Genomic DNA, 14,617 nt, shown 5'->3' with positions numbered 1-14,617 from the left:
GAACCCAAAAGCCTTCGCGTCCTCGCGTCTTCGCGTGAAAATCAATGCGCCCGAACCGGCACCCCCGCCGCCGCGAGCGCGCGGTGCGCATCCGCGATTGACGCATCGCCGAAATGGAAGATCGACGCCGCCAGCACCGCCGAGGCATGGCCGTCGCGCACCCCCGCGACCAGATCGTCCAGCCCGCCGACGCCGCCCGACGCCACCACCGGCACGCTGGTCCGGTCGGCGATGGTGCGGATCAGCTCGAGGTCGTAACCGCCCCGCGTGCCGTCCCGATCCATCGAGGTGACGAGCAGCTCGCCGGCACCCAGCTCCGCGAGCCGCAGCGCGTGCTCGACCGCATCGATCCCGGTCGCGCGCCGCCCGCCATGGGTGAAGACTTCCCAGCCATCGCTAGTGCGCCGCGCGTCCACGCTGGCGACGCAGCACTGGCTGCCGAATCGCTCGGCGATGTCGGAGACGACTTCCGGGCGGCTGACGGCGGCGGAGTTGACCGCCACCTTGTCCGCCCCCGCCAGCAGGAGCGCGCGCGCGTCCTCCGCCGTCCGCACACCGCCACCCACGGTCAGCGGCATGAAGCACACCGCCGCCGTCCGCCGCACCACGTCCAGGATCGTGCCGCGCGCCTCATGGCTGGCGGTGATGTCGAGGAAGCAGAGCTCGTCCGCTCCGGCGGCGTCATAGGCGCGCGCCTGCTCGACGGGATCGCCCGCATCGATCAGGTCGACGAAGTTGACGCCCTTGACCACGCGCCCATTGGCGACGTCGAGACAGGGGATGACGCGCGCGCGGACGGTCATGCGGCGGCCGCCACCGACAGCGCCGCCGCCAGATCGAGCCGCCCGTCATAGAGCGCCCGCCCGGTGATGACGCCCTCCACGCCGTCCTGGTGATGGACCGCCAGCATATGGATGTCGCCGATCCCCGCCACACCGCCGCTGGCGATGACCGGGATGCGCACCGCGCGCGCCAGATCGACGGTAGCAGGCACGTTGCAGCCCTTGAGCATCCCGTCGCGGCCCACATCGGTAAAGAGCAGCGCGGCGACACCCGCATCCTCGAACCGGCGCGCCAGATCCTCGACCGAGACGGTCGACACATCGGCCCAGCCGCGCGTCGCGACCATGCCGTCCTTGGCATCGACCGCGACGACGATGCCGCCGGGATAGGCTTTCGCCATGTCGCGCACGAAGTCGGGATTCTCCAGCGCGGCCGTGCCGATCACCACGCGCGACACGCCCAGGTCGAACCAGCGCTCGACATTCTCTGCTTTACGGATGCCGCCGCCCAGCTGGACATGGCCTGGAAAGGCTTTGACGATGGCCTGCACCGCATCGCCATTGACCGACTCGCCCGCAAAGGCGCCGTCGAGATCGACGACATGCAGGTGTTGCGCGCCCGCCTCGGCGAAGAGCATCGCCTGATGGGTGGGATTGTCGCCGTACACGGTGGCGCGGTCCATATCGCCCTCGGCCAGGCGGACGACCTGGCCACCCTTCAGGTCGATGGCGGGAAAGACGATCAAGCTCACGGATGCCACTCCAGGAAACGGGTGAGGAAGGAGAGGCCATAACGCTGGCTCTTCTCGGGGTGGAATTGCGCGCCGACCACGGTGTCGCGGCCGATCGCGGCGGCGACCGGGCCGTCATGGTCGGTCGTTGCCAGCACATGCTCGCCGGTAAAGGCATAGCTGTGCAGGAAATAGGCCTCGCCCGGCACGATCAGCGGGTGCTCGCGCGTCGGGCGGACATCGTTCCAGCCCATATGCGGCACCTTGGCCGACGGATCGGCGGGGGCGAGTCGCGTCACGCGACCGCGAATCCAGCCCAGCCCGCGATGCTCGCCCATCTCCTCGCCCGTATCGGCGAGCAGCTGCATGCCCACGCAGATGCCCAGGAACGGCCGCGCACGGGTGAGGGCGGCGTCGCGGAGCGCCTCCTCCAGCCCGTCGATGCTCCGCAAATTCGCCGCGCAGGCCCCGAAAGCGCCGACGCCCGGCAGGACGATCCGGTCGGCCTTGGCGATCACGTCCGGGTCGGCGGTGATGACCACATCGCTCGCCCCCGCCGCGCGCAGGGCATTGTCGACCGAATGGAGATTGCCCGATTCGATATCGACCAGCGCCAGCGTCACAACATGCCCTTGGTCGAGGGGATGGCGTCGGCCTTGCGCGGGTCGATCTCGACCGCCATGCGTAAGCTCCGGGCGAGCCCCTTGAAGATGCTCTCGGCGATGTGATGGTTGTTGTGGCCGTGCAGCAGTTCGACGTGCAGCGTGATGCCCGCCTCCTGCGCGAAGCTGTGGAACCAGTGTTCGATCATCTCGGTCTGGAGCGTGCCCAGCATCGGATTGGTGAACGGCACCTTCCACACCAGCCAGGGGCGGCCCGAAATGTCGAGCGCGGTGCGGGTCAGCACCTCGTCCATCGGCGACAGCGCCTCGCCGTAACGACGGATGCCGCGCTTGTCGCCCAGCGCCTTGGCAAAGGCCTGTCCGATCGCCAGCGCGCTGTCCTCGGTCGTGTGATGGCCGTCGATATGCAGGTCGCCCTCGACCTTCACGGACAGGTCGATCAGCGAATGCCGCGACAGCTGGTCGAGCATATGGTCGAGAAACCCGATGCCGGTGGCGTTCTGATAGACGCCGGTGCCGTCGAGATTGACGGCGACGTCGATGACGGTTTCCGCGGTGGCGCGGTGGACGGTGGCGGTGCGCATGGCCTCCCCATAAACACCTATCCGTCCCATGCAATCTTGACCCGCGATCAAAGGCCGCTAGTCCATGGCGCATGACCGAAGGATTGCCCGACAGCCTCATCCCCTATGACGACATCGTGCAGGAGGCCCTGCGCGCCGTGGTGGGGCGTGTGCTCGGCCCGGTGGCGGAGACGGGGCACCTGCCCGGCACGCACCATTTCTACATCACCTTCAAGACGCAGGCGCCGGGTGTCGACATCCCGCAGCGGCTGGTCGAGCGATTCCCCGACGAGATGACCATCGTCCTGCAGAATCGCTTCTGGGACCTGACGGTGGACGAGAATCGCTTCTCGGTCGGCCTCAGCTTCAATCAGGTGCCGTCGAAGCTGGTGATTCCCTATTCGGCGATCACCCGCTTCCAAGACCCGGAGGTCCAGTTCGAGCTGGGCTTCCATGTCGCCGACGATCCCCAGAGCGATCCCGATCCGCATGGCTCGGCCGAGAATGACGAACCCGTCGCCAAGCCGGTCGAGGACGGCAGCAACGTCGTCGCGGTGGATTTCAAGCGGAAGAAGTAAGGGGCGCTTAATTCCTCCCCTGCAAGGGGAGGTGGCAGGGCGAAGCCCTGACGGAGGGGGGCTTCCACGTAGGGCATTCCTTGCGGCACGCCCCCTCCACCACCGCTTCGCGGCGGTCCCCCCCCCGTGCCGGGGAGGATCATTCCTCCCCGCGCAGGGCCTTCAGGAAGAAGGCATATTGCCGGCGCATGGCATAGGCGACCGGCCCGGTGCTGCGCCCCGCCGTATGCTCGCCGCCGGGGATGACCAGCAGGTCGAAATCCTTGTCCGCCTTGATGAGCGCATCGACGACCTGGGTCGTGCTGGCGGGATCGACGTTGGAATCCTGTTCGCCGACGACCAGCATCAGCTTGCCCCGTAGCTGATTCGCATGGACCACGCCGGAGGCGTCGAGATAGCTCCGGTCGACCGGATAGCCGAGCCACTGTTCGTTCCAGTCGATCTTGTCCATCCGGTTGTCGAAACACCCGGCATAGGCGACCCCGGCCTTGTAGAAGTCGGGATGAAAGAGCAGCGCATTGAGCGTGCTCTGCCCGCCCGCCGATCCGCCATAGATGCCGACGCGGGAGAGATCGACGCCGGGGTCTTTGGCGGCCAGCGCCTTCATCCAGGCGATTCGGTCGGGAAAGCCGCTGTCCGCCAGATTTTTCCAGGCGACATCGTGGAACGCCTTGGAGCGGTTGGCTGTGCCCATGCCGTCGATCATCACGACGACGAAACCGAGATCGGCGAGCTGCTGCATCCCCATGACCTTGTCGCCGCCGGAGAAACCACCGAACGGCCAGAAGGCCTTGGGCACGAAACTGTCATGCGGCCCAGCATAGATATTCTCGATGACCGGATAGCGCTTGGCGGGATCGTAATCGCGCGGACGGACGACCAGGCCGTAGATATCGGTCTTGCCGTCGCGGCCCTTGGCGGTGAAGCGTTCGGGCGAGCGGAATCCGGCGGCGGTCAGCGCGGTGATGTCGCCCTTTTCCAGCGTCTGGATCAGGCGGCCGTCGCGCGCATCGTGCAACTCCATCGCCTCGGGCAGGTCGGTACGCGAATAGACGTCGACATAGGTCGTCATGTCGGGGGCGAAGCGGACCTCGTGAGTCGCATTCTCCTGCGTCAGCCGGGTCAGGTTGCGGCCGTCGAAGTCGACCCGGAACCACTGTTTGTAATAGGGATCTTCGCCCGGCACGAAGCCGTTGGCCGAGAACCAGATCTGCCGCTTCTCGTCATCGACCTTGGCAATGTCGCGGACCAGCCAGTTGCCTTTTGTAATCTGGCGAACCACCCGGCCGGTCGCACCGTCGATCAGATAGAGATGCCGCCAGCCGTCGCGCTCCGACGCCCAGAGGATTTCGCGGCCCAGCCCCTTCACGTCATGCGACCAGATACGGTCGCGAAAGACGAAGGTCTTGGCCGTCTCGGTGACGGCGGCGTGCGCCCGGCCGGTATCGGCATCGACCGCGATGATCTTCGCCTCGCCGAAGCCGCGCTTCAGGTCGTCGAAGGCGAAGCTCTTGCTGTCGGCGCGCCATTCGGGGGCGGACAGGGTATAGGCATTCGCGAACAGGCTGGGGTCGATCTCGGTGCGCTTACCGTCCGAAACGCGGAACAGCACGGGTGCTTCCTGGTCCACCGCATCGCCGGGCTTGGGATAGAGTTGCTGGACGACTTGCGGCTGGACCTTGCCCGGCGGTGCGGCGAGGACGCGGGTGACCATGCGGGCATAGCCGGGGCGGACGCGCTGGAGCGCGATATGCTGGCCGTCGGGGCTCCAGGCGATGGTTTCGGGGTCGTAGAAATTGGCGGGGCTGCCGTCCTGCGAACGCCAGATTTCCTTGCCGCCATTCGCCGCCCGCACGACCAGATTGTCGTCGAGGACCAGCGCCTCCAGCCTGCCGTCGGGGGACAGACGCGGGTGGTTGTCGGCTGGCACCCGCAGGTCGCGCACCACCCCGAAGCCGCGCGGGCGGCCGGGATTCTCGGGCGGGACCACGGAGCAGGCCGGTCGCGCGAGGACGCAGGCATAGGTGATGCCGTCCTCGTAACCGATAGTGAAGCGGATCGCCGAACGGTCGGGCGTGTAGCTGAAATGCTCGAAGGGCAGGCGGAGCGGCTCGATCGGCTTGCCCATGACCTTCGTCAGCGCCGGTGCGAGCGCGGCGGCGTCGAAGGCGGGGGCCTTGGCACGGGTAGCGGCGTCCACATCGACAAATGCGAAGCCGCCCGCCACCGTTTTGCGATAATGGAAATGCCGCCCGTCCGCGTCCCACTCGGCGGGCGAGGCGATGTCGCGGGTCAGCCATTGCCACTGGTCCCGAAGCGCCAGCGACTTGGCGATCCGGTCGGGCACGGTCTGCGCCGCGAGCGGCGTGGTGGTCAGCAGCAGGGCAAGCGAGACAAGACGCTTCAACGCGCGGCTCCGATGGTGAAGCTATAGGTCAGCGGCTGGAGCGCGATGCGGTAAGGCATATGCGCGCGGCCATCGAGGTTCCAGCCGGTATCGCCGCCGACCCCGACCTGGGCGGCATCGATCAACAGCGTACCGTCGCCATGCGGGCGGATATCCGAGCTGTGCGCCTGTGCGGGCGGCTTCATCGCGAGGTCGCCGTACGGGAAGGGCAGGGCGTTGACCGACAGAGGCTGTGCCCCCGTCACCCGAAGCCCGACGCCCGCGCCGGTCAGCTGGATCCAGCGCACATCGGTCTTGTTGCCGCTTTCCTGCGGGCGGGCATAGTCGTGATACTGATCCGCCAGCTTGCCGTCCCAGCGCGCGATCATCGCGCCCGTCTTGCGGTCGGCATAGCTTTCCCACGGGCCGCGCCCGAACCAGCTGACTTGGGTGAATTGCTGCCCCGGCGTCGCGAAGGCGAGACCGACCCGCATCGGATCGGGCAGCGTCATGCGCAGCGGAGTGAAACGCACCGTCGCGGTCGCCGCGCCGTCGGGCGCCATGGTCCAGCGGGTCTGCATCTTCACCGATCCGACGCCCATGTCGTGATCGACGATGATGGCATTGCCCTCCTGCCGAATGGCGTCGAGGCGGCGATGGTCGGAGAAATATTGCCACATGGCATGGCTCTTGGGCACGCCCGCGCCGACGTCATTGTCGGTCGGCGAACGATAGAAATTGGGCGCGCCGCCGGTCAGCAGCGTCTTGCCGTCCCGCGCATAGCGGCGGACGAGGCCGGTCGTCCGGTCGATCTCCAGCACCGCGTTCCCGGCCTTCAGCGTCATCGCGTCGGCGCTTTCCTCCGGTGCGACCGACCCGGCGGGGACGGCGGCGAAGACGGGCGCGGTCAGCGCGAACTGGTCCCAGCCGATCACCTGACCGGCGGGCAGCGGCGGGATCGCGCCTGCTTTGGTCCGCGCGCGAAGGATCAGCGAGCGCTCGGCATTGGGGTCCTTGGCGGCGGGCAGGGTGAAGGACAGCGGCGCGCTCTGCCCCGGTGCCACCGCCGGGGTGGCGATGCTGCCGCGCGCCGTCTCGACGCCATTCTCCAGCACGGTCCAGTCGAGCGTGAAGCGCGACAGGTCGATATGATCGTGGCGGTTGACCACCTGCCAGCCGCCGCCCGCATGGGTGAAGGTGATCGGCGACTGGACATGCGCCATCTCATAATATTCGGGGTCGGGGGTACGATCCGACTGGATCACGCCGTCGCCGACCGGGCTGTCGTCGCCGTGCAGCCCGGCATCCTTGGGGTCGGGATCGTAATCCAGGCCCTGTCCCCAATAGGGGCGGCCCTGCTTGTCCTTCAGGATCATCGTCTGGTCGACCCAGTCCCAGACGAAGCCGCCCTGCAGCTTGGGATATTTGCGGAAGGTGTCCCAATAGCCCTGGAAGTCGCCCAGGCTGTTGCCCATGGAATGGGCATATTCGCACAGGATCAGCGGCTGGGTGAATTCGGGGCGCGTGGCGTAATCGGCCAGCTTCTCCACATCGTCATACATGGGGGCGAAGATGTCGACATAATCGTTGGTCGGGTGCCGCCAGCCGCTCATGCTATAGCCGAGGAAGTTGATCAGCCGCGTCTTGTCGTGCGCGCGCACCCATTTCGCCGCCGCCTCGAAATTCGGGCCGACGCCGCTTTCATTGCCCAGCGACCAGAAGATGACCGAGGGGTGGTTGCGGTCGCGCTCGACCATGCGCTGCACCCGGTCGAGATGCGCGGCGGCCCATTCGGGCTTGTGGCCCAGGTTCAGCGTGGGGTCGCCCTTTTCCTGGGTGAGGCTGAGATAGCCGTGGCTCTCGATATTGGCCTCGTCCATCACGTACAGGCCATATTCGTCGGCCAGATCGTACCAGCGCGGGTCGTTGGGATAGTGCGAGGTGCGGACCGCGTTGATGTTGGCGGCCTTCATCAGTTCGATGTCCTTGCGCATCGTCGCCTCGGACACGATGCGGAAGCTGTGGGGATCATGCTCGTGGCGGTTGACGCCGCGGATCATGATCCGCTTGCCGTTCACCCGGACCTCGCCGCCCGCCACCTCGACGGTGCGGAAGCCGATGCGGCGGCTGGTCGCCTCGATGAGCGTGCCCTTGGCATCGAGCAGTTCGACCAGCAGCGTGTAGAGGTTGGGGTCCTCGGCGCTCCACCTCTTCACGGCCGGAACCTCGGCGGTGATCGTCGCGACGGTGCCGGTCGGCGTCGCGGTGCGGGTCAGGACGGTGCGCTTGCCGTCGAGCAGGGTCGCGCGCACGGCCGTCGCCTGCGCCGCCCCCGCCAGATCGACCTGCGCCGACAGCGTGCCGTCGCGATAGTCACGGGTCAGCCCGGCATCGATGGTCAGGTCGCGGATATGCGTCTGCGGCGCGGCGTAGAGGGTGATCGACCGTTCGATCCCGTTGACCCGCCAGAAGTCCTGATCCTCCAGATAGCTGCCGTCGGCATGGCGATAGAGTTCGATCGCGATCGTGTTCCTGCCCGGCCGGGCGGCGCGGCTGATGTCGAATTCGGTGGGGAGCTTGGAGTCCTCGGAATAGCCGATCTTCTGGCCGTTGACCCACAGATAATAGGCCGCGCCCGCCGCCCCGACGTTCAGCAGCAGGCGGCGCCCGGCGAAATGCGCCGGGACCATGAAGTCGCGGCGATAGGAGGCGACCTCGTTCAGCCGATGCTCGATAAAGGGTTCGTTGCGGGGAAAGGGATAGCCGCTGCCGACGAAGACCGGGCGGCTCAACCCCTGCGCCTGGAGGATGCCGGGCACCGCCACCTCGCGCCAGCTCGACACGTCGCGCGCCGGGTCCTCGAAGCCGACCGGCCGCGCCTCGGGATTGGGGGACATGTGGACCCGCCACATCCCGTCGAGCGACAGGTGATAGCGCGACTTCGCCACGTCATCGGCCAGCGCGGCGGCGCGCGACTCGAACCCGGCGAAGGTCGTGTGCATCGGCTCATTGCCGATATGGTTGACGGCGGGGTTCTCCCAGTCGGGCCGGGCGGCGGCGGGTTGGTCAGGGGCCGTCTGGGCGGCGGCGGTGCCAGCCATCAGGACTGACATGCTCGCGCTCAGCCAAAGCCTGGTGCCTGTCTTCATCCTGTCCTCCCGATCCATATGGCGGCCAACGCTATATTATACGGAATACGAATGCAAAGTCCGGCAATCGCGTCTTGCCAATTATGATATAATGTATCAATAGGCGCTTATGGTCGACGACGCTTCCCTGTCCCGCAGCCATCATGGCGGATTTCAGCATATGGATGCGCTGGCTATCTCGGCCTCGACGCTACGCCTGATCCATTGCCTGGTCCTGCCGGTGCTGATCGCCTTTCTGCCCGCCATCGCCGAATGGGCCGATCTGGGGGAGGCATTCCATATCGTCATGCTGGCGCTGGCCGTGCCGCTGAGCGGGCTGACGCTGTTCGGCGGATGGCGGCGGCACCGGGTCGTCTTCCCGGTGATCGCGGGGGCGGTCGGCCTGATCCTGCTGATGCTCGGGCTCGTGTTCGAGGGGCAGGGTGCGGGAACCGCGCTGACCGTCGCGGGCGGGCTGGTGCTGGCCGTCGCGCATGTCGCCAATCTGCGCGCCACCAATCTGCATCGACTGATGACCCTGTAAAAAAGGACGTGTTGCCCATGTCGAAAGCCGTTGCCCGCACCGTTGCGGCTGCGCTGATCGGGGTCGCCTGTACTGCCGTCATGGCCCAGCCGCGGGAAGGCGACGAGCCGTCCCATTATCTGCCCGCCACCGGCTTCGATTTGCTCGCCGTCCTGCCGCCCGCGCCCAGGCCGGACGATGCGCGCGGGAAGGCCGACCGGGCGATCTTTCGCCAGACCCGCCGGTTCGTCGGCTCGCCCCGCTGGGCGATGGCGACCAATGACGTAAAGCTGGGCGAGGCCGATATGGCGCGCGATTTCTCCTGCGCGCTGGGGATCGCGCTGACCCCGCAGAACGCGCCCGCGACGATGCGGCTGATCGACGGCGCAGGGTCGGACACCGCGCGCGGATCAGGCATCGCCAAGCGCTATTACAAGCGGCAGCGCCCCTATCTGATCGATCGCGGCCCGACCTGCCAACCGGCCAGCGAGTTGAAGGGCAGCTATGACTATCCCTCGGGCCACACCACCGCGGGCTGGACCTGGGCGATGCTGCTGGCCGAGATCGCGCCCGACCGCGCCGCGCCGATCCTGGCGCGGGGGCGGGCCTTTGGCGAAAGCCGGATCGTCTGCGGAGTCCACAATGCCAGCGCGGTCGAGGCGGGGCGGCTGTCGGCGACGGTGACGCTGACCGCCGTATCGCAGAACCCGGCCTTCCAGCACGACCTGGCCGCCGCACGGGCCGAAGTGGATGCGCTGCGCCGCAACCCGGCCACGCCGCGCCCCGATCCCGCCCTTTGCCAGCGTGAAGCCGCATTGGTCGCCCAGCCGATTTTCTAATCCCGCCCCTTGACCGCGACGCGCCGTTTCGCGCAGGCGCGCTGCGTTTAAGCAAAGCGACTGGCGGGAGAATGGAATGACCGAGGCACAGGACCGGATCGTCGCAGGGGTCGAACTGGGCGGTACGAAATCGATTGTGCTGATCGGGCGCGGGCGCGACATCCTGGTGTCGGAACGCCTGCCGACGACCACCCCCGCCGTCACCCTGGCCGCGCTGCGCCAGCGCCTGGCCGAATGGCACGAGCAGTATAAGCCCGAGGCGCTGGGCATCGGCAGCTTCGGCCCGATCGCGCTCGACAAGAGCGATGCGGATTATGGCCATATGCTCGCCACCCCCAAGCCCGGCTGGGCGGGCGCGGACGTGGCGGGTGCGCTGGCCGAGGGCTTTGGCGAGCGGGTCGCAATCCATACCGACGTGACCGGCGCGGCGCTGGCCGAGGGGCAGTGGGGCGCGGCGCGCGGCCTGTCCGACCATGTCTATGTCACGGTCGGGACCGGCGTCGGCATGGGCATCATCGTCAACGGCCAGCCGGTGTCGGGCCGGATGCACCCCGAGGCGGGCCATGTCCGCGTCCGCCGCATGGCGGGCGACGACTTTGCGGGGGCGTGTCCCTTCCATGGCGATTGCCTGGAGGGACTGGTCGCAGGCCCCGGCATCGCGGCGCGCGTCGGTCGCCCGGCACAGGAACTGGCGGCGGACGATCCCGCCTGGACCTTCGTCGCGGATGCGCTGGCGGAGAGCTTTGCCGGGCTGTTCCTGACGCTGGCGTGCGGGCGCATCGTGATCGGCGGCGGCGTGGGCGTCGGTCAGCCGCAGCTGCTCGACATGGTGCGTGCGGGTGTGGTCGAGAAGCTGTCGGGCTATCTGCCCTTCATCAATACGGCCGAGGTCGCCAACCGCATCGTCCATGCGCAATTGGGCGACCAGGCCGGGCCGCTGGGTACGCTGGCGCTGGCACGCACGGTGCTGGATTGACCTGAAATCCTCCCCGGCACGGGGAGGGGGACCATGCGCAGCATGGTGGAGGGGGGCGTGCTACGAGGTACGACCTGCGTGGAAGCCCCCCTCCGTCAGGGCTTCGCCCTGCCACCTCCCCGTGCCGGGGAGGATGAGATTCCGCTGTCCTACAGTGAACCGATATGGTTCCTCCTTTCCCGCAACAGGGGAAGGCATCATGGGGCAGGGGGACGAAGTGCGTGTCGACGCACTGATCGCGCAGGTCATCGCGCGCGAGGGGGATTATAGCGACCATCCCGCCGATCGCGGCGGCGCGACTCGGTTCGGCATTACCGAGGCGGTGGCGCGCGCCGACGGCTATACCGGGCCGATGCGCCGCCTGCCGCTGGCACGGGCGGAGGCCATTTACCGCCGCCTCTACTGGACCGCCCCCGGCTTCGACCGGGTGGCCGCCCATGCGCCCCGGCTGGCGGAGGAGCTGTTCGACACCGGCGTCAATATGGGGCCGAACATCGCCACCGCCTTCCTGCAACGCGCGCTGAATGCGCTGAACCGCGGGGCGCGCGACTATCCCGATCTGGCGGCAGACGGGCGGATCGGAGCGGCGACGCTGGCCGCGCTCGACGCCTTTCTGCGCCATCGGGGCGCGGCGGGCGAGGTCGTGCTGCTCAAGGCGGTCGAGGCGCTGCAGGGCGAACGTTATCTGACGCTGGCCGAGCGGCGGCCCGCCAATGAGGCGTTCCTCTATGGCTGGCTCGCGGACCGGCTGTCATGAGCGGGGAAGATGCGACCGATGCCTGGACCCGCCGGGCGCGGCCGACCTTTCTCTACGTCATGTATGCGCTGCTGCTCTGGAGCATCCCGATGGGACTGCTGGCGGGGGTGCGGCCCGGCATGGCGGCGGCGATGGTGCGCGGGATGGCGCAATATCTCGCCGCCATTCCCGAGCCGCTCTACGCGCTCTTCGGCACCGGCTATCTGGGCTATACGGTCGCGCGCGAATGGGGGAAGTCGCGTCAGTAGAAGCGCTTGAGCGTCAGCGTCCGGTCCTGCCCGTCGCAGGTGCGCAAGGCGACCACCGTGCCCGGCTTGCCCACCGTCCAGCGGGCGATCGGGCTGTCGACATAGTCGCGCGGTATGGGCTGTCCGTCGATGGCGCAGATCGTGTCGCCCTCGCGCCAGCCGCTCGCCGCCGCCGGGCCGCCGCGCATGACGTGCAGCACGCGCAGGCGGTCGCCCGCCACGCCCATCAACAGCCCGGCGGTCGATCGCTGGGCGGGCATGTCGGCCTGGGGGCCGGGCTTCAGGATCATCCGGCCCGCGCCGGGGTCGAGCAGCACGCGATAGCGTTGCAGGAAACCCGATCCGATCCGCCCGGCCGCGCCGACCGACTCGCTGAAGCCCTGGGCCGGTTCGACCCGCACCTCCACTCCATGCGCGGTCAGGTTGCCGAGCCGCACGCTCGGCACGATCGCAAGGTCGTTGACCGTCGGCCCCGCCAGTCCGAAGCCGATCGCGGTGGTGGTCGGCAACGCGGTCAGCTTCGCCGCCCGCCAGCCCGCCTGGGTGACGGTCAACGCCGAGCCGTCGCCGGTATCGACGATGACTGGAGACAACTTCGCCGTGCCCAGCCCGACCATGCTTTCATAGACGCGCCGCTCGGTCGACACGGTCAGCGGCGCGGTCGCGCCGGTAAAGGGCATGCGCCCCGATGGGATCAGGCGGAACCGCTTGGCGGCATAATCGATGTCCAGCGCATGGGCTGCGAGCAGGTCGCGCCCGACCAGCAGGTCGACGGGCGTCGCATCCCCGGTCGCCAGCGCGGGCAGCGGCGCCACCACCACCCCGCCGCCCTTGCGGGTCAGCCCGCCCAGCGACAGGCTTCGCGTCGGCATCCACCCGATCGCCACCGCCCCGCCGATCGCGCTGGCCTGCCCGCCGGGCCGTACCTTGGCCCTGGCGGCGATGGGCGAGCCTTGCGAAAGCAGCGTGAAGCTGACCCCGGTGTCGAGGATCGCGCTCACCTGCTGCCCGTCGATGGTCATGGTGAAGCGGATCTGGTTGCCCGGCGTCAGCTGGAACGGAATCCAGCGTTGCTCGGCATCGGATGAGAGGGTCGAAACCCCCGGATCGCGCGCTGCGGCGACGACGACATCCTCCTGCGCCGGTGCCGCCTTGGGCTCGCGGGGAGCCATCATGGCGGCGGTCAGCAACAGGGGAATGGGGGCGAAATAGAGCAGCGAACGCATCACGCCCCAACGCCTAACCCGACGGGAGGCTGCGCGCGAGAGTGGCGGCGATGCCACCTCCAAAATTAGAGAGATGCATTGACCCATTTTTAGGCCAATATTGAAATTTACCCATTTTTGGGACAATAATAGTAATTCGCCTATTGGGGGGCGATTCTTAACAAGTAAAGTTATAACGCTTATGCCTTGCTATGCCGTATTGATGGGCGATGTGGTCGATAGCGAACGCCATGCTGACCCCGAACAGCTTCATGTCGCGTTTAACGCAGCGATCGATCTACAGAATGCGCATCTGGCCGCCGACATAATGTCGCCGCTGACCATCACCTTGGGCGACGAGTTTCAGGGGCTAGTGACCTCGCTGTTGGCCGCCACATGGGCAGCGCGGCAGATACGGTTCGACCTGATGCGGCAGGGCATCGAATGTCGGTTCGTTGTCGGATTGGTTGACCTGAAGACCCCGCTCAACGTCGAGCGTGCCTGGAACATGTTGGGGCCGGGTTTCGCTGCCGCGCGTGAACGGCTGGGCGAGAAGCGATCGGCAAGCCTCTACCAATTTTCCCTTCCTCAGGATCCGCTTCTCGAAACCCTGCTGGAAGCAATCGGTGCCAGCATCAGTGCGATAGAGCGCAAATGGTCCAAAGTTCAGCGTGATGACATCATCGCTCTATTGGGAGGGGCTTCCGTGGCTGACGTGGCCCGAGCGCGCGATGTCGGCAATTTCAATGTCTACAAGGTGCGTAACGCTGGTGATTACGATCTCTACACGACACAATGGAATGCGGTTCAAAAGGCGCTGATCGAACTCGACAAACGCCATGAGCTGCCGGGGGGCGACACATGCTGCACATATTCGTTTACACCGGCATAGCGCTGGTCGCGCTGGTCTGGCTGGGCAACGAACTCTGCCGGGGCATCTTCAACCTGACGGGCTTGAAGGACTCGATCGCGCACCTGCCAACGCCGGTCCATAGCGCGGGCCGCTGGATCGGGGCCTTGGAACGGTTGATCCTGGCGGTCGGCATCATCGCGCACAGCTGGGAAATCCTGGCTGCGGTCATCGCGCTCAAGACGGTCGCGCGGTTCAAGGACATGGACGAGCGCGCCTTCGCCGAATATTTCCTCGTCGGCTCGCTGTTCAGCATCTTCTGGACGATGCTCGTCACCGGCGCCTGGCTGGCCTATGACCATAAGGTCGGCGGCGATGTGCGCAAACATGCCGAACAATATATGGGGATCGAGGCCGAGAAGGACTGA

The 14,617-nt window shown here is 67.2% G+C and carries 15 protein-coding genes; 8 read left to right on the top strand and 7 right to left on the bottom strand.

The annotated features are described in order from the left end of the window. Positions 1–41 precede the first annotated feature (41 nt). From hisF to hisB, 4 genes are read right to left on the bottom strand one after another with little or no spacing between them, the layout of a single operon-like run. Positions 42–803: an imidazole glycerol phosphate synthase subunit HisF gene (gene hisF / locus SP5_RS07660; protein WP_042486453.1), complete on the bottom strand. Its 762-nt coding sequence runs from the start codon at positions 801–803 to the stop codon at positions 42–44. Then, the gene (gene hisA, locus SP5_RS07655) at positions 800–1,534 is read right to left on the bottom strand and encodes a 1-(5-phosphoribosyl)-5-[(5-phosphoribosylamino)methylideneamino]imidazole-4-carboxamide isomerase (protein ID WP_042486450.1); all 735 of its coding nucleotides are present in this window, start codon (positions 1,532–1,534) and stop codon (positions 800–802) included. The genes hisF and hisA overlap by 4 nt, the downstream gene beginning before the upstream one ends. Next, positions 1,531–2,136 carry an imidazole glycerol phosphate synthase subunit HisH gene (hisH, locus tag SP5_RS07650; protein WP_042486446.1) on the bottom strand — a complete coding sequence of 202 codons (606 nt, stop codon included), beginning with the start codon at positions 2,134–2,136 and terminating at the stop codon, positions 1,531–1,533. Before hisH ends, hisA begins: the two co-directional genes overlap by 4 nt. After that, positions 2,133–2,720 carry an imidazoleglycerol-phosphate dehydratase HisB gene (gene hisB / locus SP5_RS07645; RefSeq protein WP_042486445.1) on the bottom strand — a complete coding sequence of 196 codons (588 nt, stop codon included), beginning with the start codon at positions 2,718–2,720 and terminating at the stop codon, positions 2,133–2,135. Before hisB ends, hisH begins: the two co-directional genes overlap by 4 nt. Positions 2,721–2,791: 71 nt before the next feature. Here hisB and SP5_RS07640 point away from each other — a divergent pair, with 71 nt between their 5' ends. Continuing rightward, a complete protein-coding gene (locus SP5_RS07640; RefSeq protein WP_042486441.1) occupies positions 2,792–3,277 on the top strand; it encodes an SspB family protein in 486 nt (161 codons plus the stop codon). 139 nt (positions 3,278–3,416) lie between these two features. Here SP5_RS07640 and SP5_RS07635 read toward each other — a convergent pair whose 3' ends face one another. Together SP5_RS07635 and SP5_RS07630 are read right to left on the bottom strand one after the other, a co-directional pair. After that, the gene (locus SP5_RS07635) at positions 3,417–5,684 is read right to left on the bottom strand and encodes a S9 family peptidase (RefSeq protein ID WP_042486439.1); all 2,268 of its coding nucleotides are present in this window, start codon (positions 5,682–5,684) and stop codon (positions 3,417–3,419) included. Continuing rightward, entirely contained in the window at positions 5,681–8,776 is a 3,096-nt protein-coding gene (locus SP5_RS07630; protein ID WP_167334689.1) for a glycoside hydrolase family 2 TIM barrel-domain containing protein, read from the bottom strand. Before SP5_RS07630 ends, SP5_RS07635 begins: the two co-directional genes overlap by 4 nt. A 145-nt stretch (positions 8,777–8,921) precedes the next feature. Between SP5_RS07630 and SP5_RS07625 the strand changes: the two genes are divergently transcribed. The 5 genes from SP5_RS07625 (at position 8,922) to SP5_RS07605 (ending at position 12,134) form a co-directional block, all read left to right on the top strand. Further along, positions 8,922–9,335 (top strand): MerC domain-containing protein, encoded by a 414-nt coding sequence (locus SP5_RS07625; protein ID WP_042486435.1) that lies wholly within the window; start codon positions 8,922–8,924, stop codon positions 9,333–9,335. 17 nt (positions 9,336–9,352) lie between these two features. Further along, entirely contained in the window at positions 9,353–10,153 is an 801-nt protein-coding gene (locus tag SP5_RS07620; RefSeq protein ID WP_042486432.1) for an acid phosphatase, read from the top strand. A gap of 76 nt (positions 10,154–10,229) precedes the next feature. After that, entirely contained in the window at positions 10,230–11,129 is a 900-nt protein-coding gene (locus SP5_RS07615) for an ROK family protein (RefSeq protein WP_083748223.1), read from the top strand. A gap of 217 nt (positions 11,130–11,346) precedes the next feature. Then, positions 11,347–11,886, top strand: a complete 540-nt coding sequence (locus SP5_RS07610; protein ID WP_042486478.1) for a glycoside hydrolase family 108 protein — start codon at positions 11,347–11,349, stop codon at positions 11,884–11,886. Beyond that, entirely contained in the window at positions 11,883–12,134 is a 252-nt protein-coding gene (locus SP5_RS07605) for a 3TM-type holin (protein ID WP_042486427.1), read from the top strand. The genes SP5_RS07610 and SP5_RS07605 overlap by 4 nt, the downstream gene beginning before the upstream one ends. On the opposite strand, the gene SP5_RS07600 is transcribed toward SP5_RS07605, so the two are convergent. After that, a complete protein-coding gene (locus tag SP5_RS07600; RefSeq protein ID WP_042486424.1) occupies positions 12,128–13,360 on the bottom strand; it encodes an aspartyl protease family protein in 1,233 nt (410 codons plus the stop codon). The genes SP5_RS07605 and SP5_RS07600 overlap by 7 nt on opposite strands. A gap of 202 nt (positions 13,361–13,562) precedes the next feature. On the opposite strand from SP5_RS07600, the gene SP5_RS07595 reads away from it, so the two are divergent. Beyond that, positions 13,563–14,231 (top strand): SatD family protein, encoded by a 669-nt coding sequence (locus SP5_RS07595; RefSeq protein WP_084220608.1) that lies wholly within the window; start codon positions 13,563–13,565, stop codon positions 14,229–14,231. Then, positions 14,201–14,617 (top strand): hypothetical protein, encoded by a 417-nt coding sequence (locus tag SP5_RS07590; protein ID WP_042486417.1) that lies wholly within the window; start codon positions 14,201–14,203, stop codon positions 14,615–14,617. The genes SP5_RS07595 and SP5_RS07590 overlap by 31 nt, the downstream gene beginning before the upstream one ends.

Origin of the sequence: Sphingomonas parapaucimobilis NBRC 15100, from assembly GCF_000787715.1 — a bacterium.
Classification (GTDB): domain Bacteria; phylum Pseudomonadota; class Alphaproteobacteria; order Sphingomonadales; family Sphingomonadaceae; genus Sphingomonas; species Sphingomonas parapaucimobilis.
This window is presented reverse-complemented; position numbering and strand designations above follow the sequence as displayed.